Source organism: Reyranella sp., assembly GCF_004297265.1.
In the GTDB taxonomy this organism is placed as follows: domain Bacteria; phylum Pseudomonadota; class Alphaproteobacteria; order Reyranellales; family Reyranellaceae; genus Reyranella.
The window spans coordinates 1-19,945 of sequence record NZ_SCUT01000016.1 but is presented as its reverse complement, the minus strand read 5'-3'; the positions used below and the strand labels follow the sequence as shown (position 1 = coordinate 19,945).

Annotated in this window: 19 protein-coding genes and 2 pseudogenes; 15 read left to right on the top strand and 6 right to left on the bottom strand. The window is 65.3% G+C overall.

Features of this window, described 5'->3' with window-relative positions:
• From EPO41_RS05515 to EPO41_RS05505, 3 genes are all read right to left on the bottom strand, one after another.
• A partial coding sequence (locus EPO41_RS05515; protein WP_296321568.1) for an IS66 family transposase occupies window positions 1-735 on the bottom strand: 735 nt, incomplete at its 3' end.
• Window positions 736-804: 69 nt separating this feature from the next.
• Complete coding sequence (gene tnpB, locus EPO41_RS05510; RefSeq protein WP_296321565.1) at window positions 805-1,158, bottom strand: IS66 family insertion sequence element accessory protein TnpB; 354 nt, start codon at window positions 1,156-1,158, stop codon at window positions 805-807.
• A complete protein-coding gene (locus EPO41_RS05505) occupies window positions 1,155-2,075 on the bottom strand; it encodes a transposase (protein WP_296321562.1) in 921 nt (306 codons plus the stop codon). Before EPO41_RS05505 ends, tnpB begins: the two co-directional genes overlap by 4 nt.
• A gap of 395 nt (window positions 2,076-2,470) precedes the next feature.
• Between EPO41_RS05505 and EPO41_RS05500 the strand changes: the two genes are divergently transcribed.
• From EPO41_RS05500 to EPO41_RS05435, 14 genes and pseudogenes are all read left to right on the top strand, one after another.
• On the top strand, window positions 2,471-4,576 hold the full coding sequence (locus EPO41_RS05500; RefSeq protein WP_296321558.1) for a DUF3363 domain-containing protein: 2,106 nt from the start codon (window positions 2,471-2,473) through the stop codon (window positions 4,574-4,576).
• A 129-nt stretch (window positions 4,577-4,705) separates the two neighbouring features.
• Window positions 4,706-6,700, top strand: a complete 1,995-nt coding sequence (locus tag EPO41_RS05495; protein ID WP_296321554.1) for a conjugal transfer protein TraG — start codon at window positions 4,706-4,708, stop codon at window positions 6,698-6,700.
• Between the two features lie 8 nt (window positions 6,701-6,708).
• Window positions 6,709-7,152, top strand: a complete 444-nt coding sequence (locus tag EPO41_RS05490) for a ribbon-helix-helix domain-containing protein (RefSeq protein ID WP_296321551.1) — start codon at window positions 6,709-6,711, stop codon at window positions 7,150-7,152.
• A gap of 136 nt (window positions 7,153-7,288) precedes the next feature.
• Window positions 7,289-8,257, top strand: a complete 969-nt coding sequence (trbB, locus tag EPO41_RS05485; protein WP_296321548.1) for a P-type conjugative transfer ATPase TrbB — start codon at window positions 7,289-7,291, stop codon at window positions 8,255-8,257.
• Window positions 8,254-8,580 carry a TrbC/VirB2 family protein gene (locus EPO41_RS05480; protein ID WP_296321546.1) on the top strand — a complete coding sequence of 109 codons (327 nt, stop codon included), beginning with the start codon at window positions 8,254-8,256 and terminating at the stop codon, window positions 8,578-8,580. The genes trbB and EPO41_RS05480 overlap by 4 nt, the downstream gene beginning before the upstream one ends.
• Window positions 8,580-8,843: a VirB3 family type IV secretion system protein gene (locus EPO41_RS05475; RefSeq protein ID WP_296321543.1), complete on the top strand. Its 264-nt coding sequence runs from the start codon at window positions 8,580-8,582 to the stop codon at window positions 8,841-8,843. Before EPO41_RS05480 ends, EPO41_RS05475 begins: the two co-directional genes overlap by 1 nt.
• Window positions 8,844-8,853: 10 nt before the next feature.
• The gene (gene trbE / locus EPO41_RS05470; protein ID WP_296321540.1) at window positions 8,854-11,292 is read left to right on the top strand and encodes a conjugal transfer protein TrbE; all 2,439 of its coding nucleotides are present in this window, start codon (window positions 8,854-8,856) and stop codon (window positions 11,290-11,292) included.
• Window positions 11,289-12,026, top strand: a complete 738-nt coding sequence (trbJ, locus tag EPO41_RS05465; protein ID WP_296321537.1) for a P-type conjugative transfer protein TrbJ — start codon at window positions 11,289-11,291, stop codon at window positions 12,024-12,026. Before trbE ends, trbJ begins: the two co-directional genes overlap by 4 nt.
• Before the next feature lie 40 nt (window positions 12,027-12,066).
• Window positions 12,067-13,320, top strand: coding sequence for a P-type conjugative transfer protein TrbL (gene trbL, locus EPO41_RS05460; protein WP_296321533.1), 1,254 nt, complete (start codon window positions 12,067-12,069; stop codon window positions 13,318-13,320).
• Window positions 13,320-14,003, top strand: coding sequence for a conjugal transfer protein TrbF (gene trbF / locus EPO41_RS05455; RefSeq protein WP_296321530.1), 684 nt, complete (start codon window positions 13,320-13,322; stop codon window positions 14,001-14,003). Before trbL ends, trbF begins: the two co-directional genes overlap by 1 nt.
• A complete protein-coding gene (trbG, locus tag EPO41_RS05450; RefSeq protein ID WP_296321527.1) occupies window positions 14,000-14,941 on the top strand; it encodes a P-type conjugative transfer protein TrbG in 942 nt (313 codons plus the stop codon). Before trbF ends, trbG begins: the two co-directional genes overlap by 4 nt.
• Before the next feature lie 2 nt (window positions 14,942-14,943).
• Window positions 14,944-16,113 carry a TrbI/VirB10 family protein gene (locus tag EPO41_RS05445; RefSeq protein ID WP_296321524.1) on the top strand — a complete coding sequence of 390 codons (1,170 nt, stop codon included), beginning with the start codon at window positions 14,944-14,946 and terminating at the stop codon, window positions 16,111-16,113.
• Between the two features lie 10 nt (window positions 16,114-16,123).
• Complete coding sequence (locus EPO41_RS05440; protein WP_296321521.1) at window positions 16,124-16,375, top strand: DUF2274 domain-containing protein; 252 nt, start codon at window positions 16,124-16,126, stop codon at window positions 16,373-16,375.
• A gap of 79 nt (window positions 16,376-16,454) precedes the next feature.
• A pseudogene (locus EPO41_RS05435) lies at window positions 16,455-16,793 on the top strand (transposase); the annotation flags it as partial.
• Window positions 16,794-16,803: 10 nt separating this feature from the next.
• Here EPO41_RS05435 and EPO41_RS05430 read toward each other — a convergent pair.
• The 3 genes from EPO41_RS05430 to EPO41_RS05420 form a co-directional block, all read right to left on the bottom strand.
• Window positions 16,804-17,331 (bottom strand): IS630 family transposase, encoded by a 528-nt coding sequence (locus tag EPO41_RS05430; protein WP_296321518.1) that lies wholly within the window; start codon window positions 17,329-17,331, stop codon window positions 16,804-16,806.
• 272 nt (window positions 17,332-17,603) lie between these two features.
• Window positions 17,604-18,743 carry an IS110 family transposase gene (locus EPO41_RS05425; RefSeq protein ID WP_296321574.1) on the bottom strand — a complete coding sequence of 380 codons (1,140 nt, stop codon included), beginning with the start codon at window positions 18,741-18,743 and terminating at the stop codon, window positions 17,604-17,606.
• 132 nt (window positions 18,744-18,875) lie between these two features.
• A complete protein-coding gene (locus tag EPO41_RS05420; RefSeq protein WP_296321571.1) occupies window positions 18,876-19,256 on the bottom strand; it encodes a winged helix-turn-helix domain-containing protein in 381 nt (126 codons plus the stop codon).
• Between the two features lie 279 nt (window positions 19,257-19,535).
• On the opposite strand from EPO41_RS05420, the pseudogene EPO41_RS05415 reads away from it, so the two are divergent.
• Window positions 19,536-19,814, top strand: a pseudogene (locus tag EPO41_RS05415) (transposase); the annotation flags it as partial.
• Window positions 19,815-19,945: the final 131 nt, after the last annotated feature.

Below are 19,945 nucleotides of genomic sequence, written 5' to 3'. Positions count from 1 at the left end.
CGGGACCGGCGTGTCGTCGGCGAACAGATGATCGGAGGCGAACACGTCCTTGCGCAGGCGATCGTCCAGCGCCTCGAGCCACCAGCACGCGCCGCCGACCCAGCCGGCAAGGGTCGAGCGTTCCAGTTCGACGCCGTGGCGGGCGAAGATCTGCGCTTGCCGATAGAGCGGAGTGTGGTCGCAGTATTTGCTGACCAGCACCTGGGCGAGCAACGCCGGCGTCGCCAGCCCGCCGGCGATCGGCCGTTCCGGCGCGGGCGCCTGGGCTACGGTGTTGCATGTGCGACAGGCGTATTTCGGGCGCGTGATGCGCAGCACTCGGAGCTGGGCGGGAACCCAGTCCAGCATCTCGCTGACGCTCTCCCCAATGCTGTGCAGGACACCTCCACAGCACGGACAAGTGTCGCTCGCCACGTCGATCACGACCTCTTCGCGAGGCAGATGATCGGCCAGCGGCTTGCGCCGTGCCCGCTTGTCGGCGATCTCGACGTCTACGTGGGGGCCGCTCGCTTCGGCGCGTCCGATATCGCTATCGAGATCTTCCAGACCAAGGGCGAGCTGATCGGGATCGAGGCGCTCGGAACGGCGGCCGAACTGCGTCCGCTGAAGCTGTTTGATGATCGTCTGAAGTCGCTCGATCTCCCCGTCACGATGCTCGACGACGGCTGCCATGTCGCGCAGAAGACCGTGCAGCAGGGCCATGTCGGCCGGCAGATTGTCGAGATCGAGCCGCATGCCCGATTCTACTTTTGTTCGAGTCAGCGACCAAGAACTTTCCCTTCCTGGTGCTCAAGTTGCATCGCTTCAGCCGACTCTCGCAGGCCTCCAGACGCGTTCGGGCGAGCGCCAGTCAATGCCTTCGATCAGCATGGCCAGTTGCGCCGGCGAGAGCGTCACCGCGCCGCCGGGTTCATACATGCGCGGCCATACGAAGCCGCCTCGATCGATGCGCTTGGTGAACAGGCACAGACCGTTTCCATCCCAGAACAGCACCTTCAGAATCGACGCCCGTTTGCCGCGGAAGGCGAACAGATGGCCCGAGAAGGGGTCTCGCTTCAGCTGCTCCTGGACCAACGCGGCAAGCCCGTCCATGCCCTTCCTCATGTCGGTATAGCCAAGCGCCAGGTGCACCTTCACGCCCGCGGGAACGATCATCATCGCTTGGTCTCCAGCTCGGCGACGTGCACCCGGACCGCCTCCGGATCGCTGCCCTCAGGTGCGAACACACGGCGCCCGTCGGACAGGTCGACCGCAGCCATGCCGTCGGGAACCGGGAGAAGATCCTGCAGCACGAGCGCACCTCCGTTGACACCCGCGCCGCCCGTCTTCTCCGTCCCGGCCACGGCGACCGACACCAGCCTGGCCGGTTGCTCTGCACCGAAGCCGAACTGGATGCGCCAACGGAACACCATGCTGGTGGAGATGTCGTGGCGACGGCACACCGCAGCCACGCTCACCCCAGGCGCCTCCGACTCCATGACGATCGCCAGCTTCTGTTCATCGCTGAAGCTGCGTCGGTTTGAGCGCCGGTCGTACTGCGGCCCCGCCGTCGTCGGTCCTGTCAACTCCGTTTCGACGGAGAGATCCTTAGCAGCGCTGCTAACACCGCTGCTTATTTTCGGGCGAGCACTGGGATGAAGACGGGCGCGCCAGTCGATCGCAACCTCGCCGCTGTCGATCAGATCTCGCCAGCGGCGCAGGCTGTGCTTCGAGAGCTTCGCCGCCGCAGCGTACTGCCTGACTGTCATGCCGCTCCAGTTCAGCGTCTCCACATGCATCGCCCAGAACGCCTGGACCGCCTGGTTGCGTTTGTCGTCGGACAGCTCGAACCGGCGCCCCTTGCGACGTCTGCGACGCTCGTCGTGCTCGGTTTCGGCAAGGATTCTGGCGTTTTGCGCGCGGATCTTGGCCACTTCCGCATCAGCGATCGCACGCAGCCAACGTGTAAAGGTCGTGTCCGTGAGACGGTGCGTCCGACAGTAGCGGCGCTGCGACAGGCCGCTGCGCTGCCATGCCTCGATGTGCACAGCCCACCATTCTCGACGTGCCGCATTTTCAAAATGTTTCGTTGCCACCGGAGAACCTCCCATGAACGAAGGAACCCGATATGGAACGACAGTGCACCCTCGGAAGGGCGTGCAAGACTCGGACGCTTACCTCGGAAGGGCGTGCAAGACTCGGACGCTTACATCCCAGATCATGGACGGCAAGATAAAGCGGGTGGCCCCGCTGCCGTCGCTGTGCTCCTAAAGTCTTGTCTGCACGTTGTTTTTCGAGCGCGACGCGCCGGCTCTCGGCGGCGAGCATATGGCTCCCGAAGCATTTTTGTCTTTGTTTTCAAGGCGCCTGACGCCATCGGCTCTTTAGGTAACCCTTCCGACGCTGCGCTGGAACCACCTTTATTACGCCCTGCAACGATACTTGTGTTCTGGCGCTTGCAGACTTTCTCGTTGCTGCCAATCGTTGTGTCATGGCACGCGATGATGACGACTTCCGTCTCCGGCCTGGAAGGATCCGGGATCGCGTCGACGCGCGGATAGGCAAGCGCCCTGCCCGGAGCGGGCGCGGCCGGGCGTCGACCTTCAACGGGCAAGTTCAGCGGGCTATTCGACGGGCCGGCGGCAATCCCTCCCGGTTGGGCGAGGCCGGGAAGGGCCGCGGCCGGTTCAATGAACGGGGGCGCGGTGCCTCGGTGGCCGCGGCGTTGAAAAACCGGAATGCCTGGAGCCGAGTCGATGGCATCCGCACCCGCTCACGTCGGGTGGCGGTCAAGGCTCGCATCGTGAAGCTCAATCCGCAGCGAGGCGCGCCCGGGGGACGTCAGTTGGTCAGCGCCAAGGCCGTCGATGCCCATCTGCGCTATCTCCAGCGCGATGGTGTGACGAAGGACGGAGAAAGGGGCCAGGTCTACTCGGCCAGCCAGGATGTCGAGGATGGTCGTGCATTCGTGGAACGGGGCCGGGAAGACCGCCACCAGTTCCGCTTCATCGTGTCGTCCGAGGAGGGTGTCGCGCTCTCTGATCATCGCGCGACCACCCGCGAACTCATGAAGCAGATGGAGGCCGACCTTGGCACCCGCCTCGACTGGATCGCGGTCGATCACCACAACACCGGCCACCCTCATACTCACATCATCGTTCGGGGAGTGACCGACGATGACAAGACTCTCAACATCGCTGGCGATTACATCGCTTATGGCATCCGGGAGCGGGCGAGCGAAATCGTAACGCGCGAGCTCGGCCGCCAGACCGAGCAAGAGGTGTCCCGTGGCCTGGAGCGGGAGGTCGATGCTGACCGCTTCACGCGCCTCGACCGCATGCTGCTCGCCGAGCAGAGGAGCCGAACCGAGTTCACCGACCTGAGGCCGGACCGGGATATGCTCGAGAGCCTGCGACAGAGTCGGGCGCTGCTGATCCGGCGGGCGCGCAAGCTGGAGCGCATGGGCTTGGCCGCCGAGGTCGAGCCAGGCCGGTGGACGGTATCGCGCAAGGCCGAACCCGTCCTGCGAGATCTGGGAGAGCGCGGCGACATCATCAAGGCCATGCACCGGGCACTGGACCGCGAAGGGTTGGCCGACGCCCGCTCCGTCGCGGGCTACGTCCTTCATGGTGAGGAGATGGCGGCGCCGATCGTTGGCCGGGTGCTCGACAAGGGGCTGGCGGGCGACGAGATGGGCGAGCGGGTGCGGCTCGTCATCGACGGCGTTGACGGGCATGTCCATCATCTCGAGATGGATTCTGCCCGCGTAGAGAATATTCAGCGCGGCATGATCGTGACCGCTGGTGCCGCCGAAGCGGGACCGCGCGCATCGGACCGCAATATCCTGGCAATGGCGGGAGAGGAGGGGATCTATCGGCCGGCCGCACATCTGGAACAGGCTGTCGGAACCGTCGAGCGTATCGGCGGCGATCCCGCGGCTTACGTCCGATCCCATGTCCGGCGCCTGGAGGCGCTGCGACGGGCCGGCCACGTCGAGCGGATCGACGCCGACCACTGGCGCATTCCCGCAGATCTGGCCGAACGGGGGCAGACCTACGACCTCGCACAGGCTGGCGCGTCCGGTCGGGTGACCGTGCTCTCGGCGACGGGGCTCGAGCAGCAGGTCCGCCATGGTGGTGCGACGTGGCTCGACCGGGAGCTGGCGGCCCGGCAGCGCACCGCTCTGGCCGAAGACGGATTCGGCCGGGACGTGACCGCCGCGCTTGCCAGGCGCCGGCGATGGCTGGCCGACAGGGGCTATGCCACGGATGTCGGCGACGGGCGGATCCGGATTTCGCGCGACGTGGTGCAGCGGCTCGAGGCGCGCGACGTCGAGCGCGTCGGCCGCGCGCTCGCCGCCGAACGGGGGCGGGAATGGCAGCCCGCCATTCCAGGGCGCCACGTTGCCGGAACGCTCGTCGGATCCACGCAGCTTTCGAGTGGACGGTTCGCCATGCTCGACGACGGGCTCGGCTTCAGCCTGGTTCCGTGGCGACCCACGCTCGAACAGCATGTGGGCCGATTGGTTTCTGGCGTCGCCTTGCCCGGCGGTGACGTCAGCTGGTCTCTAGGCCGGCGTCGAGGACTGGGGCTTTAGCGGGGAAGTAGAACGACGCTGCCAGACGCCTTCCGGAACTCTACCAGATTGCACGCCAGAACCGCCGCGTGAGCGCTCTGTTCGTCGTCGGCATTGAATGATGGCAAGTGACCGCTTGATCTCCTCGGTATGTCCGCGACGAAGATCCTGTGGGGGCAGATCACCCTCGTTTTCGCAATCGTGCTCGTAACGGTATGGGCATCGACACAATGGACGGCCTGGCGGCTGGGTTATCAACCCCAGCTTGGCCGACCATGGTTCGAGCTTGCTCACGTTCCGATCTACTTCCCTCCGACCTTTTTCTGGTGGTGGTACGCCTTCGACGCCTATGCCCCAGCGATCTTCGTGGAGGGTGCCTGCATCGCGTCGTCGGGTGGATTCATCTCGATCGGGGTGGCGATCGGCATGTCGGTCTGGCGCGCGCGCGAGGCGAAGAACGTGGCGACCTACGGATCGGCGCGTTGGGCGACAGTCGGTGAAGCCCGCCATGCAGGCCTGATCGGTCCGGACGGCGTGGTCCTGGGCAAGCTCGGCGCCGACTACTTGCGCCATGAAGGACCAGAGCACGTTCTCTGCTTTGCGCCAACGCGTAGCGGCAAGGGCGTCGGCCTGGTCGTGCCGACCTTGCTGACCTGGCCGGGCAGCTCGATCGTTCATGACATCAAGGGAGAGAACTGGGAGCTGACTTCGGGATTCCGGTCCCGGCATGGTCGCGTGCTGCTGTTCGATCCGACCAATGCGGCCTCGGCGGCCTACAATCCGCTGCTCGAGGTGCGGCGCGGAGAATGGGAAGTCCGCGACGTCCAGAACATCGCCGATGTGCTGGTCGATCCCGAAGGCGCGCTGGAGCGCCGGAACCACTGGGAGAAGACCAGTCACGCGCTTCTGGTCGGGGCCATCCTGCATGTCCTGTACGCCGAGCAGGACAAGACCCTCGCGGGGGTGGCGGCTTTCCTGTCAGACCCCAAACAGCCGATTGATACGACGCTTCGGACAATGATGACCACCGCGCACCTCGGCGAGGCGGGCGTCCATCCGGTCATCGCCTCGGCGGCGCGAGAACTGCTGAACAAGAGCGAGAACGAGCGCTCCGGTGTGCTCTCGACCGCCATGTCGTTCCTCGGGCTGTACCGGGACCCGGTCGTTGCGCAGGTAACGCGTTGCTGCGACTGGCGCATCCGCGATCTCGTCGAGAACGAACGGCCGACGACCCTCTACCTCGTGGTGCCGCCCTCCGACATCAGCCGGACCAAGCCGCTGGTGCGGCTGGTATTGAACCAGATCGGCCGCCGATTGACCGAGGAACTGCATGCCAAGGGGCGGCGGCACAGGCTGCTGCTCATGCTCGACGAGTTTCCGGCTCTGGGGCGGTTGGACTTCTTCGAATCGGCGCTGGCCTTCATGGCCGGTTACGGATTGAAGAGCTTTCTTATCGCCCAATCCCTCAATCAGATCGAGAAGGCCTATGGTCCCAACAACGCCATCCTGGACAACTGCCATGTCCGGGTGTGCTTTGCCACCAATGACGAGCGTACTGCCAAGCGTGTCTCGGATGCGCTCGGCACCGCCACAGAGATTCGTGATGCCAGGAACTACGCTGGCCATCGGCTGAGTCCCTGGCTCGGGCATCTCATGGTTTCTCGGCAGGAGACGGCGCGACCGCTGCTGACGCCCGGAGAGGTCATGCAGCTGCCGGCGAGCGACGAGTTGGTCCTGGTCTCTGGCTGCCCGCCGATCCGGGCCAGGAAGGCCCGGTACTACGAAGACCGGCAGCTGACGGAGCGTCTGCTGCCGCCGCCTCAGTTGGACCGGCCGAGACCTTCCAGCGTCACCCACGATGACTGGAGTGGCGCGCCTGTTCCCTCAGCTTCGACGGAAAAGGCAGCGAACGGGCTTCAGGAAGGGCAGCCCAGTGACGATCCCGCCAATGGCGGCATTCGGCGGGAGCCGGAGCTTGCCCAGCATGAAGACATCGTGCCCGAGCCGATCACGTCTTCGCCCGAGTTCGAGTTCGCCGAAGACGAGGTCGATGACGACGCGGTGCGTGCCCGCCGTTTGCGCGCGACGGTTCGGGGACTCGCCCGCCAGGCCGCGATGGACCCTGGCGATGGCATCGACCTGTGAGCCGATAGATGCGTACCAAGCATACCTTTCGCCTGCCGCCCGATCTGGCGCTGAAACTTGCCGACTATGCGTCGCGCAAACGTGTGCCGCAGGCTCATATCGTGGAGGCCGCACTCGCCTCGTTCCTGTCGCCGGATGCCTCGGAAAGACTGGAAGGAGCGCTTGGCCGCCGGCTGGACCGGCTCGTTCGACAGGTCGAAAGGCTGGAACGCAATGTCACCATCTCGAATGAGGCGCTCGCGCTCTTCGTGCGCTTCTGGCTGACCACCACGCCTTCTTTGCCTGACGGCGCACATCAAGCGGCGCAAGCCAAGGGCCGCGAGCGATATGAGGGCTTCGTCGACGCTCTTGGCCGGCGCTTGGCGAAAGGCCGGACGCTCGCGGAAGAAATCGCGCAGGACATTGAGCCAAGTGAGGGCACGGAAAGCGCCCCGCCCCAGGAGCCTGTGTGAGCGTCACGCGCATTCACGCGACCTTCTACGCCTAAGTACTACGATCCCTTGGTTGTTGTTGCGCCGAGCGTATTGCTCCTTCTTTTAGTCGACCCGTTCGACGGCCGCAGTTGCGGCGCTGCAGATCGGGGTGACGATGACGGTCCATTCCTTCCAGGCAGAGGTCATTTCTCGGGGCGCGCGCATGCTGCGCACCGCGCTCGGGCCGGCGATCGCGACCTGGCTCGAAGACCCGAACGTCGTCGAAGTGATGCTCAATCCCGATGGTCGGCTCTGGATCGACCGGCTTTCGAGCGGTCTGGTCGAGACGCAGGAGAGACTGGCAGCGGCCGAAGGTGAGCGCATCGTACGGCTGGTCGCCCATCATGTCGGTGCGGAGGTCCATCCCGGCAGCCCGCGCGTATCGGCCGAGTTGCCGGAGACGGGTGAGCGGTTCGAGGGGCTGCTGCCGCCCGTCGTTGCGGCGCCGACTTTCGCGATCCGTAAGCCGGCGGTCGCCGTTTTTACCCTCGATGACTATGCCGCCGCGAACATCATGACGATGAGCGAGGCGCGCGCGCTTCGGCAGGCCGTTGCCGATCGCCGCAACATCTTGGTGGCCGGCGGCACGTCGACTGGCAAGACGACGCTCGCCAACGCGCTCCTGGCTGAGGTGGCCAAGACGGCCGACCGGGTGGTGCTGATCGAGGATACCCGCGAGCTGCAATGCCGCGCCGCCAACCTCGTGGCGTTGCGCACGAAGGATGGCGTCGCGTCGTTGTCCGAACTGGTGCGTTCGTCCCTGCGGCTGAGGCCTGATCGAATTCCGATCGGTGAGGTGCGGGGCGCCGAGGCGCTCGACCTCTTGAAAGCATGGGGCACGGGCCACCCGGGCGGCGTCGCCACGATCCATGCCGGAACGGCGATCGGGGCATTGCGGCGCCTCGAGCAGCTCATCCAGGAAGCCGTCGTCACGGTGCCGCGCGCCCTCATCGCAGAGACGATCGATCTCATCGCCGTGTTGTCGAGTCGGGGGAGTGCCCGGCGGCTGACGGAACTCGCCCGCGTCGAGGGCCTCGGCGCCGGCTCGGACTATGCCCTCTCACCCGCAGGAGAACGTCAATGAATCGCCTAATCATCCGTCGCGCCGTAAGGGCGGTCGCGATCTCGTCGCTGAGCATGGTGATGTACTCGGCGGCAGCGTTTGCGGCAGGTTCCAGCATGCCCTGGGAACAGCCGTTGCAGCAGGTTCTGCAATCGGTCGAAGGGCCGGTCGCCAAGATCGTTGCGGTGATCATCATCATCGTCACCGGTCTTACACTGGCGTTCGGCGACAGCTCTGGTGGCTTCCGCCGGCTGATCCAGATCGTGTTCGGCATCTCGATCGCCTTTGCCGCCTCGAGCTTCTTCCTCTCGTTCTTCTCGTTCGGCGGTGGGGTCCTGGTCTGATGACCGAGCCCGTTGCCGGTTTCGTGGTGCCGCTTCACCGCGCCCTGACCGAGCCGATCCTGCTGGGCGGTGCACCGCGCTCGATCGCGATCCTCAACGGCACGCTGGCGGCGGCCATCAGCCTGGGACTGCGCCTTTGGGTGGCTGGCCTGGTGATCTGGCTTGTCGGTCACGGTTTGGCCGTCTGGGCCGCCAAGCGCGATCCACTCTTCGTCGATGTGGTGCGCCGCCACCTGCGCATTCCGGGCCGGCTCAGCGTCTGAGGGGGCAGTCATGATGAATCTCGCCGAATACCGGAACTCTGCCACTCGTCTTGCAGATTTCCTTCCCTGGGCAGCACTGGTTGCTCCCGGTGTCGTGCTGAACAAGGATGGTTCGTTTCAGCGGACGGCCTGTTTCCGCGGCCCCGATCTCGACTCGGCGGTGCCGTCAGAGCTGGTTGGCGTCGCTGGGCAGCTGAACAACGTCCTGCGGCGCCTTGGATCGGGCTGGGCCCTCTTCGTCGAGGCGCAGCGGCTGCCTGCCAGCGTCTATCCGGAAGGAAGGTTTGCGGACGCAGCATCGGCGCTGGTCGATGCCGAGCGTAAGGCGGCCTTCGAGGAAGAGGGGGCGCATTACGAGTCGGCCTATTACCTGACCTTCCTCTATTTGCCGCCGGCTTGGGAATCCGCCGGCGCCGAGCGCTTTCTATATGAAGGCCGGCACCGCGCGGCGGGCGCGGATGCTCGGGAGATCCTGGCCGGCTTCACCGACCGGACGGACCGCGTCCTGCAACTCCTCGAGGGCTTCATGCCCGAGTGCCGTTGGCTCGAGGACGCCGAAACGCTGACCTACCTGCATTCCTGCACCTCGACCCGACGTCAGGGCGTGCGGGTGCCGGAGGTGCCCATGTACCTCGACGGGCTACTCGCCGATCAGCCTCTGACGGGCGGCCTGGAGCCGAAGCTCGGCGACGATCATCTGCGCGTTCTCACGATTGTTGGTTTCCCGGGAACGACGACACCGGGAATCCTCGACGAGCTCAACCGCCTGGCCTTTGCCTATCGCTGGTCGACGCGCGCGATCATGCTCGACAAGACCGACGCCACCCGCCTGCTGACACGCATCCGCCGACAGTGGTTCGCCAAGAGGAAGTCCATCGCGGCCATCCTCAAGGAGGTCATGACCAACGAGGCGTCGACGCTCGTCGACACCGATGCGCACAACAAGGCGATCGATGCCGATGCCGCACTGCAGGAGCTCGGCGCCGACGCGGTCGGTGCGGCCTACTGCACGATCACCGTAACGGTATGGGACGACGACCCGCGCATCGCCGATGAACGCCTTCGGCTCGTCGAGAAGGTGATCCAGGGTCGCGACTTCACCTGCATGGTGGAGAGGGTCAATGCCGTCGACGCCTGGCTCGGCTCCCTGCCAGGGCATGTCTATGCCAACGTGCGCCAGCCGCCGGTCTCGACGCTCAACCTGGCGCACATGATCCCCTTGTCGGCGGTCTGGGCGGGTCCGGCGGCGGATGAGCACTTCGATGCGCCGCCGCTCCTCTTCGGCAGGACGGAAGGGGCGACGCCGTTCCGGTTCTCCCTCCATGTTGGCGATGTCGGCCATACGCTCGTGGTCGGCCCGACGGGCTCCGGCAAATCCGTGCTGCTGGCTCTCATGGCCTTGCAGTTCCGGCGCTACGACAAGGCACAGGTGTTCGCCTTCGACTTCGGCGGTTCGATCCGCGCCGCGGCGCTAGCGATGGACGGCGATTGGCATGACCTCGGCAGCGCGCTCGGCGAAGAGGAAAGGGAGCCCGTCGCCCTCCAACCCCTGGCGGCCATCGACGATGTCGCCGAGCGGGGTTGGGCTGCGGACTGGATCGCCGCCCTCCTGGCTCGGGAGAAGATCGCGATAACGCCGGAGGTGAAGGACCATCTCTGGTCGGCCCTCGGGTCCCTGGCATCCGCCCCCGTCGACGAACGCACGCTGACCGGCCTATCGGTGCTGCTGCAGTCGGCCGCCCTCAAGCGGGCCCTCCAGCCCTATTGTCTTGGGGGCGCCTATGGCCGTCTGCTGGACGCGGAGGCCGAGCGGCTTGGCAGCACGTCGGTGCAGGTCTTCGAGACCGAGGGGCTGATCGGCACCGGCGCCGCGGCTGCCGTGCTCGCCTATCTGTTCCATCGAATTGAAGCGCGTCTCGACGGTAGCCCGACCCTGTTGATCGTGGACGAGGGCTGGCTCGCCCTGGACGACGAGGATTTCTCGGACCAGCTGCGCGAATGGTTGAAGACCTTACGCAAGAAGAACGCCTCGGTCGTCTTTGCGACCCAATCGCTTTCTGACATCGATGGCTCCGCCATCGCGCCGGCCATCATCGAGAGCTGCCCGACCCGGCTCTTCCTGCCGAACGAGCGGGCGATCGAACCGCAGATCACGGAGATCTATCGCCGCTTCGGTCTTAATGACCGTCAGATCGAGATTCTCGCTCGGGCGATGCCGAAGCGTGACTACTACTGCCAGTCCCGCCGCGGCAATCGGCTGTTCGAACTCGGCCTTGGCGAGGTCGCGCTTGCCCTCACGGCGGCTTCGTCGAAGGCCGACCAGGCTCTCATCGAACGGATTCTCGCCGAGCATGGCCGCGAGGGCTTCCTTGCCGGCTGGCTTCAAGCTCGCGGCGCGCCGTGGGCTGCCGATCTCATCCCCGACCTCAGCACAGGAGAATTGTCATGACTTCTATCCGTCGTTGCGGCGTTACGCTTTTGGCCTGCCTCGCTCTCTCCGGCGGTGCGTTGCCAGCTGCGGCGCAGATGCACGTGTTCGATCCTACCAATTATTCTCAGAACCTGCTGACCGCGGCGCGCACGCTTGAGCAGATCAATAATCAGATCCTGTCGCTTCAGAATGAAGCGCAGATGCTGATCAACCAGGCCCGCAATCTCGCGAGCCTACCCTACTCCTCGCTGCAACAGCTCCAGCAGTCGATCGGACGGACCCGGCAACTGCTGAGCCAAGCCCAGAACATCGCCTACGACGTCCAGCAGATCGATCGGGCCTTCTCGACGACTTACGCGCCGGCATCGGCAAATCAGTCGACGCAATCGCTGATCGCCAATGCGCAGACCCGATGGCAGAACTCCGTCGCTGGCCTCCAGGACGCTTTGCGTGTGCAGGCGACCGTTGTCGGTAATCTCGACACCAACCGCTCAGAAATGTCCGCCTTGATCGATGCCAGCCAAGGCGCGGCGGGGGCACTGGAGGCGGCGCAAGCCGGCAACCAGCTCATCGCGCTTCAGGCGCAGCAGCTCTCCGATCTCACGGCGACGGTCGCGGCGCAGGGCCGGGCACAGAGCCTCGAGGCGGCCGCTCGCGTGGCCGCCCAGGACCAGGCGAGGGAACAGCTTCGCCGCTTCCTCGCGCCCAACACCGGTTATCAGCCGTCCACTGTGCGCATGTTCCACGAATAAGCCCGCCGCCGCGTGGGCAAGAGGTACGGAGTGAAAGCCGATGGGCGGTACAGGCGTTATCGACCGGTTCCTCGAAGTCTTTACCAGCTACATCGACAGCGGCTTCGGGTTGCTGGGCAGCGAAGTGGGCTTCCTAGCCGCCACGCTGGCCGCGATCGACCTGACGCTGGCCGCGCTGTTCTGGGCCTGGGGCCGGGACGAGGATGTCATCGCCCGGCTCGTCAAGAAGACCCTGTTCATTGGTGTCTTCGCCTATCTCATCGGCAACTGGAACAGTCTGGCCCGTACCGTATTTGACAGCTTCGCAGGCCTTGGCCTGAAGGCTTCTGGCACCGGCCTGTCGGTGGCGGATTTTCTACGGCCCGGGCGAGTGGCCCAGGTCGGTCTCGATGCCGGACGGCCGCTTCTGGAGTCGATCTCGGGGCTGATGGGCTACATCAGCTTCTTCGAGAACTTCATCCAGATCGTGGTGCTGCTGTTCGCCTGGATCGTGGTCCTACTCGCCTTCTTCATCCTCGCCGTCCAGCTCTTCATCACCCTGATCGAGTTCAAGCTGACAACGCTCGCCGGGTTCGTGCTGATTCCATTTGGCCTCTTCAGCAAGACCGCGTTCCTGGCGGAGCGCGTGCTGGGCAATGTCGTTTCCTCCGGCGTGAAGGTCCTGGTGCTGGCGGTCATCGTCGGGATCGGCTCGACACTCTTCTCTCAGTTCACCTCAGGTACTGGGGCCCAGCCGTCTATCGAGGATGCCATGGCGCTGGTGCTCGCCTCCCTGGCCCTGCTGGGCCTTGGCATCTTCGGGCCCGGCATCGCCAACGGCATCGTCTCGGGCGGACCCCAGCTCGGGGCCGGCGCGGCGGTGGGAACCGGGCTGGCGGCTGGCGGGCTTGCCGCCGCAGGCGGCGCCCTTGCGACCGGCGGTGCGAGCGCCCTGGCCGGTGCTGCGGGCGCGGCCGCCCGCGGCTCGGCGGCCCTGGCAGGTGGAGCCGCAACCGCCTACCGCGCCGGCGGCCTGTCCGGCGTGACCGTCGCTGGCGCGTCCGCCGCGGCCAGCCCGCTCCGCCGGGCAGCAGAAGGCGCTTCCAGCAGCTTCGCAGCGGGCGGGCGGGCCGCTGCCGGCGGTGCCGAGAGCGGCACTGCGGCGGGTCCGCCGGACGCGCCGCCCGCCTGGGCGCGGCGCATGAGGCGGAGCCAGGCCGCAAGTCACGGCGCTTCCGCCGCCACGCACGCCATCCGCTCCGGCGATCACGGCGGTGGCGGCGCCTCCATCGATCTCTCTGAAGGGAACCATTGATGTTCAAGCGTTCGTCCGTCCGTTACGGCCATACACCGGTGCCGGAGACGCCCTACCAGAAGGCTGCGCAGGTCTGGGACGACCGGATCGGCTCCGCGCGCGTGCAGGCCAGGAACTGGCGCCTGATGGCGTTCGGTTGCCTCGTGCTGTCGGCGGGACTGGCAACAGCGCTCGTTTGGCAGGCCGCCCGGGGGACGATCACGCCCTGGGTCGTTCAGGTCGACAGGCTGGGCCAGGCGCAGGCGATCGCCCCGGCTGACGCCTCCTATCGGCCGACCGATCCACAGATCGCCTTTCACCTTGCGCGTTTCATCGAAGACGTGCGTGCACTGCCGTCCGACGCGGTCGTTCTGCGCCAGGGCTGGCTACGGGCATACGAGTTCACGACGGATCGTGGGGCCGCGACCCTCAACGACTATGCGCGCCGCGCCGATCCGTTTGCCAAGCTCGGCAAGATGCAGGTCTCCGTCGAGGTCTCGAGCGTCATCCGGGCATCGCCGGAGAGTTTTCGGGTGGCCTGGACCGAGCGGCGCTTCGAAAGCGGCCAACTCGCTGCCACCGAGCGCTGGGCCGCCATCCTCACCATCGTGATCGAAACGCCGCGCGACGCCGATCGCCTGCGCAAGAATCCGCTCGGGGTATTCGTCAATGCCATCAACTGGTCGAAGGAGCTCGCACAATGAGGTATCGCAGCATGCGGCCAGCCGTCTTCGTCTCCCTGCTGGCGATCACCGGATGCGCGTCGACCAAGCCGCCGCAGATCAGTTACGACGAGAGCGTGCCGCCGCTCCCGATATCCTCCGCGCCCGCCGAGGATCCGCCGCCGCGGCCTCTGCACGTTCCACCGGCTTGGACACCGGCGCGCGGAGGATCGGGCGATGCGAGGGACCCGGTGGCGCGCGTCGAGGCTGCCAATGGCGCCGCCCGCGTGGAGCCGCGCCGCGAGGGTTATTTCAACGCGGTGCAGGTGTTTCCCTACAGCCCGGGAGCTCTCTATCAGGTCTACGTCGCCCCAGGACAGGTCACCGACCTTGCCTTGGAACCTGGCGAGCAGCTCACGGGGGCAGGTCCGGTAGCGGCCGGCGATACGGTACGTTGGATCATTGGCGACACCGAGAGCGGTAACGGCGATACGCGTCGTGTCCACATCCTGGTCAAGCCAACCCGGCCTGCCATCGTGACCAACCTCGTGGTCAACACCGACCGGCGTACCTATCTCATTGAGCTGCGAGCGCACGAGCGCCCCTATATGCCCTCGGTCGCATGGTTCTACCCGGAGAGCCGAGGCAAGAGCCTACGCGCTCTGCCGCCTGTGCCGGTCCTCCCTGAGATCGCTCAGCGCCGGTACCGTTACTCAATCGAGGGCGACAAGCCGCCCTGGAGACCGGTGAACGCCTACGACGATGGGCGCAAGGTCTATGTCGAGTTCTCGCCTGGCATTGTGCAGGGTGAGATGCCTCCTCTCTTCGTCGTCGGTGCGGATGGCAAGCCGGAGCTCGTCAACTCCCGGGCATATGGCAACGTCCTGATCGTCGACCGCTTGTTCGCTGCGGCTGAGTTGCGATTGGGCGGGGAGAGCCAGCAGATCGTCCGGATCGTCCGTACGGACGGAAGACGCTAGCGATGACCGATCAATCTCAGTCGGATTCGCCGCAGTCGACGGCCACTCAGCCCTTCAGGCTGCGATCGGAGGGACCCCGAGTCATGCGTCTGTCGCGCACTGTGCTGATCGGCGGGACGGCGCTGACCCTGTTCCTGGTCTGCGGCGCGGTGCTGTGGGCTTTGCAGAGCGACCGGTTACGGGGTGTCTCACCCCAGGAACTCTACACCACCGACCGGCCGCGCGTGGCGGACGGTCTGGCGGCGCTGCCGCGCGACTACACGGGTGTTCCTCGGGATGTCCCGCCACTCGGGCCGCCGCTGCCGGGCGACCTTGGCCGGCCGATCGTGGCAGCTCAGGGTCAGCCCGGTCCGTCATCGCCCGATGCGGAGCAACAGCGCCGGGCGCAGGAGACGGAGGCGGCGCGCGTCAGCCGCCTGTTCGCGCCCGGCAATCGTCAGACACAGGCTGGTGGCGCGGGTATTCCCCCTTCTCAATCATCAATGTCGGCGGGGGCTGCGGCGACAGACGAAGCCTCGATCCAGAATGGACAAGACCGCAAGGTCGCCTTCATCAATGCGCCTGTCGATCGGAAGACGACGACTCCCGATCGTCTGGTGCGGCCCGCTTCGCCGTTTGTGCTCCAGGCCGGCGCCGTCATTCCGGCGGCGCTGATCACCGGCCTTCGATCCGACCTGCCGGGACAGATCACCGCCCAGGTGACGGAGAACGTCTATGACACGCCGACGGGTGGCGCGTTGCTCATTCCGCAAGGGGCACGCCTGATCGGCGTCTACGACAGCCAGGTCAGCTTCGGACAGTCACGTCTTCTGCTGGTCTGGACGCGGCTGCTTCTGCCCAACGGCCGCTCGATCGTGCTCGAACGACTACCTGGGGCGGATGCCCGCGGTCAGGCCGGTCTGGAAGACGGCGTCGACCATCACTGGGGTTCCCTGTTCAAGGCAGCACTTCTCTCGACAATCTTGGCGGTCGGCACCGAACTGGGATCGGACCAGAATGATAGCGATATCGTCCGTGCACTGCGCCGCAGTGCGGGAGACACGCTGAACCAGGCCGGGCAGCAAGTGGTGCGGCGCAATCTCAACGTCCAGCCCACCCTCACGATCCGCCCCGGGTATCCGGTCCGGGTCATCGTGACGCGCGATCTCGTGCTTCAGCCTTACCGCAAATAGGAGAAACCCGATGTCCAAGCTCAAGCTCGGTGCCATCCTGGACGAGAAGCCTGTGAAGCTGACGGTGGATTTGCCGGCAGCAATCCACCGGGATCTCGTCGTCTACGCCGAGGCCCTCGGCCGTGAAACAGATCAAACGATCGATCCGGCCAAGCTCGTGGGACCGATGTTGGCTCGGTTCATGTCTGCCGATCGTGCCTTTGCCAAAGCGCGCCGGTCCGCGAGAGGCGCGGCGCAGCAGGCGGAAACTAGAGCGGGATGAATTGAGAAGGAATCGAAGGGAATTCCCTAAGGCATGTTGATCTAATTCAACCTGCTGGCTGGGTTGGAGGCCAGCAGGGATGGCACGAGCCTATTCGATGGACCTTCGGGAGCGGGTAGTCTTCTCGGTAGGGCGGGAGGGCTTGTCGTGTAACTAGGCGGCGGCCCGCTTTGGAGTTGCGATCAGCACGGCGATCGACTGGGTGAACCGCTATCGTCGGACCGGCAGCTTGGCGCCGTGGCAGATCGGCGGGTACCGGCCGAGGAAGCTTGTTGGCAAGTACCGGGACTGGCTGCTGCAGCGCTGTCGGGAGCGCGAGTTCACCCTGCGCGGGCTAGTCGGCGAGTTGGCAGAGCGCGGCCTGAGTGTGGGCTATCGCGTGGTCTGGGGGATCGTCCACGAGGAGAAGCTGAGTTATACCAACCCGCTTAGAGGCTGACCGATGCCCAAGCTCGGCGTCCGATGGATCGGATGCGGGCAGGATCGTCGGTTAGAAAGCGCCAGGCGGCGCAGCAGGCCTCGACGATGTCGTCGTATGTGTCCCAGACCCCTGAGCAGAGAATGTTTTCGCGCAAGTAGTGCCAGACATTCTCCATCGAGTTCAGTTCGGGAGAGTAGGGCGGCAAGGGCAGCAGGGTGATGTTGTCGGGTACGCGCAATCGTCCCCCGGTCTGGTGCCAACCGGCGCAGTCGCAAATCAGTACGGCATGGGCCAGCGGCGAGACCTCGGCGCCGATCACCTTCAAATGGTGGCTCATCGCCTCGGCATTGACCTTCGGCATCACGATCGCCGCGCCGACGGCGCGGTCCGGACAGATTGCGCCGAAGATGTAGGCCGAGTCGTGCCGGTTATCGCGCACCATCAACGGTCGCGAGCCGATCGGCGCCCAGACATAGGCGTGGGTTCCCTTCTGGCCGACCCTGGCCTCGTCCTTACATGAGGGTTCAGGTGTCAACGCTGTTTTGCGATGGCCCCTCCTGTCTTAATCGTTTTGCTTTCAAAGCACTTCCGGGCTCGGGGCTATCTGCATCGCAGCGGGTGCTGCGTCACCTTACATGCGGTCGGGCTGCATCGGCGGCCCGCACCATAATGCCTCTTGCACGAGGCTTTGCCCCGACGAGGCACGACCAACCTGAAACGCGATAGCACGAGGCTATCAAAGAATAAGACGGTCGCGCTCCCCGCATCGCCGCTGGCGAGATCTCCGCCTGCAGCAATCCTGTCAGATCATGCCGTGGCCGCGCTTTCTGCCCTGAGCGCGATGCCGTCCGGCACAACCCCCGTCTCCACGTAGCGCCACAGTGCGATCAGGAGCTTTCTCGCCATCGCCACGATTGCAATCCGCCGGGTGCGCCCCTGGAGCGTGCCCACGCGCTCGCGAAACCAAGTGGCGAGCGCACTGTCGGGTTGATAGCGCAGCCAGAGCCAGGCGAGCTGGATCATGGTCGTGCGTGCCCGTGGATTGCCGGCTCGACTGATGCTTCGGTCGCGGTCCATGCCGCCGCTCTGGTAGGGCATGGGTGTGATGCCAACATAGCTTGCAAGCTGGCGACGATTACCAAAAGAGCGATAGAACACCTCGCGCGCCAGCACGGCAGCGAAATTCTCACCGATGCCGCGGATGCGCTGCAAGGCGGCGATCTTGCCAACCATCGTGTCGCCCACTTGTGCTTCTTCAAATGCGTGGGCACGATCAGTTTCCAGCTCGCGGATCAGCTCCAGGACCAGCACAAGCCGGCGGCGCAGGCGGTGGAGTTCGGTGCGCAGCAATGGTGGAAGGGCGCGTCCGTCGCCTGTCCGCAACGCCGCCACGTCGCGCTCCCAGGAGCGTAATGACGGCCTTCCCCTGATACCTTGCGCGAACAGCAATGCCTCGATGCGGTTCTCGATGCGCAGCCTATCCTGCACCAGGTGCTCGCGCTCACGGTGCGGTCGCTTGGCATCCTCCTCGTCCGGTGTCGGCACCCGCACCATGCTGCACACCTGCCGATCGCCAGCCAGCCAGGTGGCGAGCACGCGCAGCATACCCTCCGCGTCGAGCCGGTCGGTTTTGGCCCGGCGCGCACGTCGGTTGACCAGGATGCTCGCCGGCTCCAACACGTAAGCGGCGATCCCATGCGCGGCCAGCAATCGGTGCAGCCAGAATCCATCCCGGCCAGCCTCAAAGCAGCACACCACGTCAATTGCGCAGCCCAGCTTGGCCGAAGCCTTCGACCGCAGATCTCCGATCGTTTTGAGCAACGCCGCTGCGTCACCCCCCTCCAGACGATGCAATCGCGGCTTCTCGATGCCCGGCGCGCGTTCGGCCACGAGCCATGACGTGAGGCTAAGTTCGATGGCGACATAGACGGTTTTCTCTGACGGCATGGCGGCGGGTTCCCTTGTCTGGTTGCGGATGCTGCCAATGTTGCTCAATCAGCCCAGGCCGTGTCCTGCCTCATAGCATCTGGAACCAGATCTCGATCGGTCCACCGAGCGCGCGGGCGGGCAAGGCCGCCGTCAGCAGGCTGGCGAAGTTTTTTTGAAAGTCTCTTCCGCTTCGGCGATCTTCCGGGGATGGCTCGGACGAGGTTGCAGCCGGGTCAACCCCAGCTCATGCAGCCACCGGCCCACCGTGCTCTCGTGCACTTCGACGGCAAACCGCCGCGCCACCTCGGCCTGCAGGTCAACGCAGCGCCAGCGCACCACCTGGTGCTCGGCCGGATCGGGGCCGGCCAGGACCACCGCCTTCAACTTCGCCATCTGGGCCGCGCTCAGGGCCGGCGCTCGGCCTGGGCTGCGGCGAGACTTCAGACCTTCCGATCCCGGCCTCGTTGTAGCGATGGATCCAGTCGCGCAACGTTTGACGGTCCATGACGCCCAGTGCCGCTGCCTCGCCACGACACCGACCTTCCACCACCGACGCCAGCGCCAATAGCCGGCAAACCTGCGCACTATCCGCGCTCTTGCTGGCGTGATGGCGAAGCTCCAACGCCGTATGATCCGAGCGCGTAACCTCGACTGCCGTTCCCATTCGATACCCCGTCAGCGACCTGGAGACGAGCAATCGAATCACAAATCGCGACTACGAGGAATCCCATACCGAGAGTCAAGCTCAGTAAGGGTTGGTACTAGAAAAAAAGACGTTGATCGCCAGCGAACGGGATCGTCCCGACGTGGCCCGGCGACATCGTCATCATGGACAACCTCGGTTCGCACAGGAGCAGCGCTGTCCGAAGGAGCCTCCGGACGGTCGGAGCCAAGCTCTTCTTCCTGCCCAAATACTCGCCCGATCTGAACCCGATCGAGATGCTCTTCTCAAGGCTCAAGCATGGCTTGCGAAACGCCGCCCAGCGAACTCACGACGCCGTCTATCACGCCATCGCCTAGTTACTGCCAACCGTCCCGCCCGAAGAATGCCGCAACTACTTCTCTAAAGCCGGATACGCTCAGACCTAGAATCGCTCTAGCAGGCTGTTGAAAAATGCATCGCGGCGATCATTGGAAGATGATTCACTGATCTGAGAGTTCAGACGGGGCGATGATGCGCGGATCGGATGAGCGTTCGGGATCGCTGTTCAGCTATGTGG

Coding starts and splice junctions, on each gene's coding strand:
- tnpB (WP_296321565.1), bottom strand. CDS start 1,158: ATGATGATCGTTCCCGCGGGCGTGAAGGTGCACCTGGCGCTTGGCTAT.
- EPO41_RS05500 (WP_296321558.1), top strand. CDS start 2,471: ATGGCACGCGATGATGACGACTTCCGTCTCCGGCCTGGAAGGATCCGG.
- EPO41_RS05495 (WP_296321554.1), top strand. CDS start 4,706: ATGTCCGCGACGAAGATCCTGTGGGGGCAGATCACCCTCGTTTTCGCA.
- EPO41_RS05490 (WP_296321551.1), top strand. CDS start 6,709: ATGCGTACCAAGCATACCTTTCGCCTGCCGCCCGATCTGGCGCTGAAA.
- trbB (WP_296321548.1), top strand. CDS start 7,289: ATGACGGTCCATTCCTTCCAGGCAGAGGTCATTTCTCGGGGCGCGCGC.
- EPO41_RS05480 (WP_296321546.1), top strand. CDS start 8,254: ATGAATCGCCTAATCATCCGTCGCGCCGTAAGGGCGGTCGCGATCTCG.
- EPO41_RS05475 (WP_296321543.1), top strand. CDS start 8,580: ATGACCGAGCCCGTTGCCGGTTTCGTGGTGCCGCTTCACCGCGCCCTG.
- trbE (WP_296321540.1), top strand. CDS start 8,854: ATGATGAATCTCGCCGAATACCGGAACTCTGCCACTCGTCTTGCAGAT.
- trbJ (WP_296321537.1), top strand. CDS start 11,289: ATGACTTCTATCCGTCGTTGCGGCGTTACGCTTTTGGCCTGCCTCGCT.
- trbL (WP_296321533.1), top strand. CDS start 12,067: ATGGGCGGTACAGGCGTTATCGACCGGTTCCTCGAAGTCTTTACCAGC.
- trbF (WP_296321530.1), top strand. CDS start 13,320: ATGTTCAAGCGTTCGTCCGTCCGTTACGGCCATACACCGGTGCCGGAG.
- trbG (WP_296321527.1), top strand. CDS start 14,000: ATGAGGTATCGCAGCATGCGGCCAGCCGTCTTCGTCTCCCTGCTGGCG.
- EPO41_RS05445 (WP_296321524.1), top strand. CDS start 14,944: ATGACCGATCAATCTCAGTCGGATTCGCCGCAGTCGACGGCCACTCAG.
- EPO41_RS05440 (WP_296321521.1), top strand. CDS start 16,124: ATGTCCAAGCTCAAGCTCGGTGCCATCCTGGACGAGAAGCCTGTGAAG.
- EPO41_RS05425 (WP_296321574.1), bottom strand. CDS start 18,743: ATGCCGTCAGAGAAAACCGTCTATGTCGCCATCGAACTTAGCCTCACG.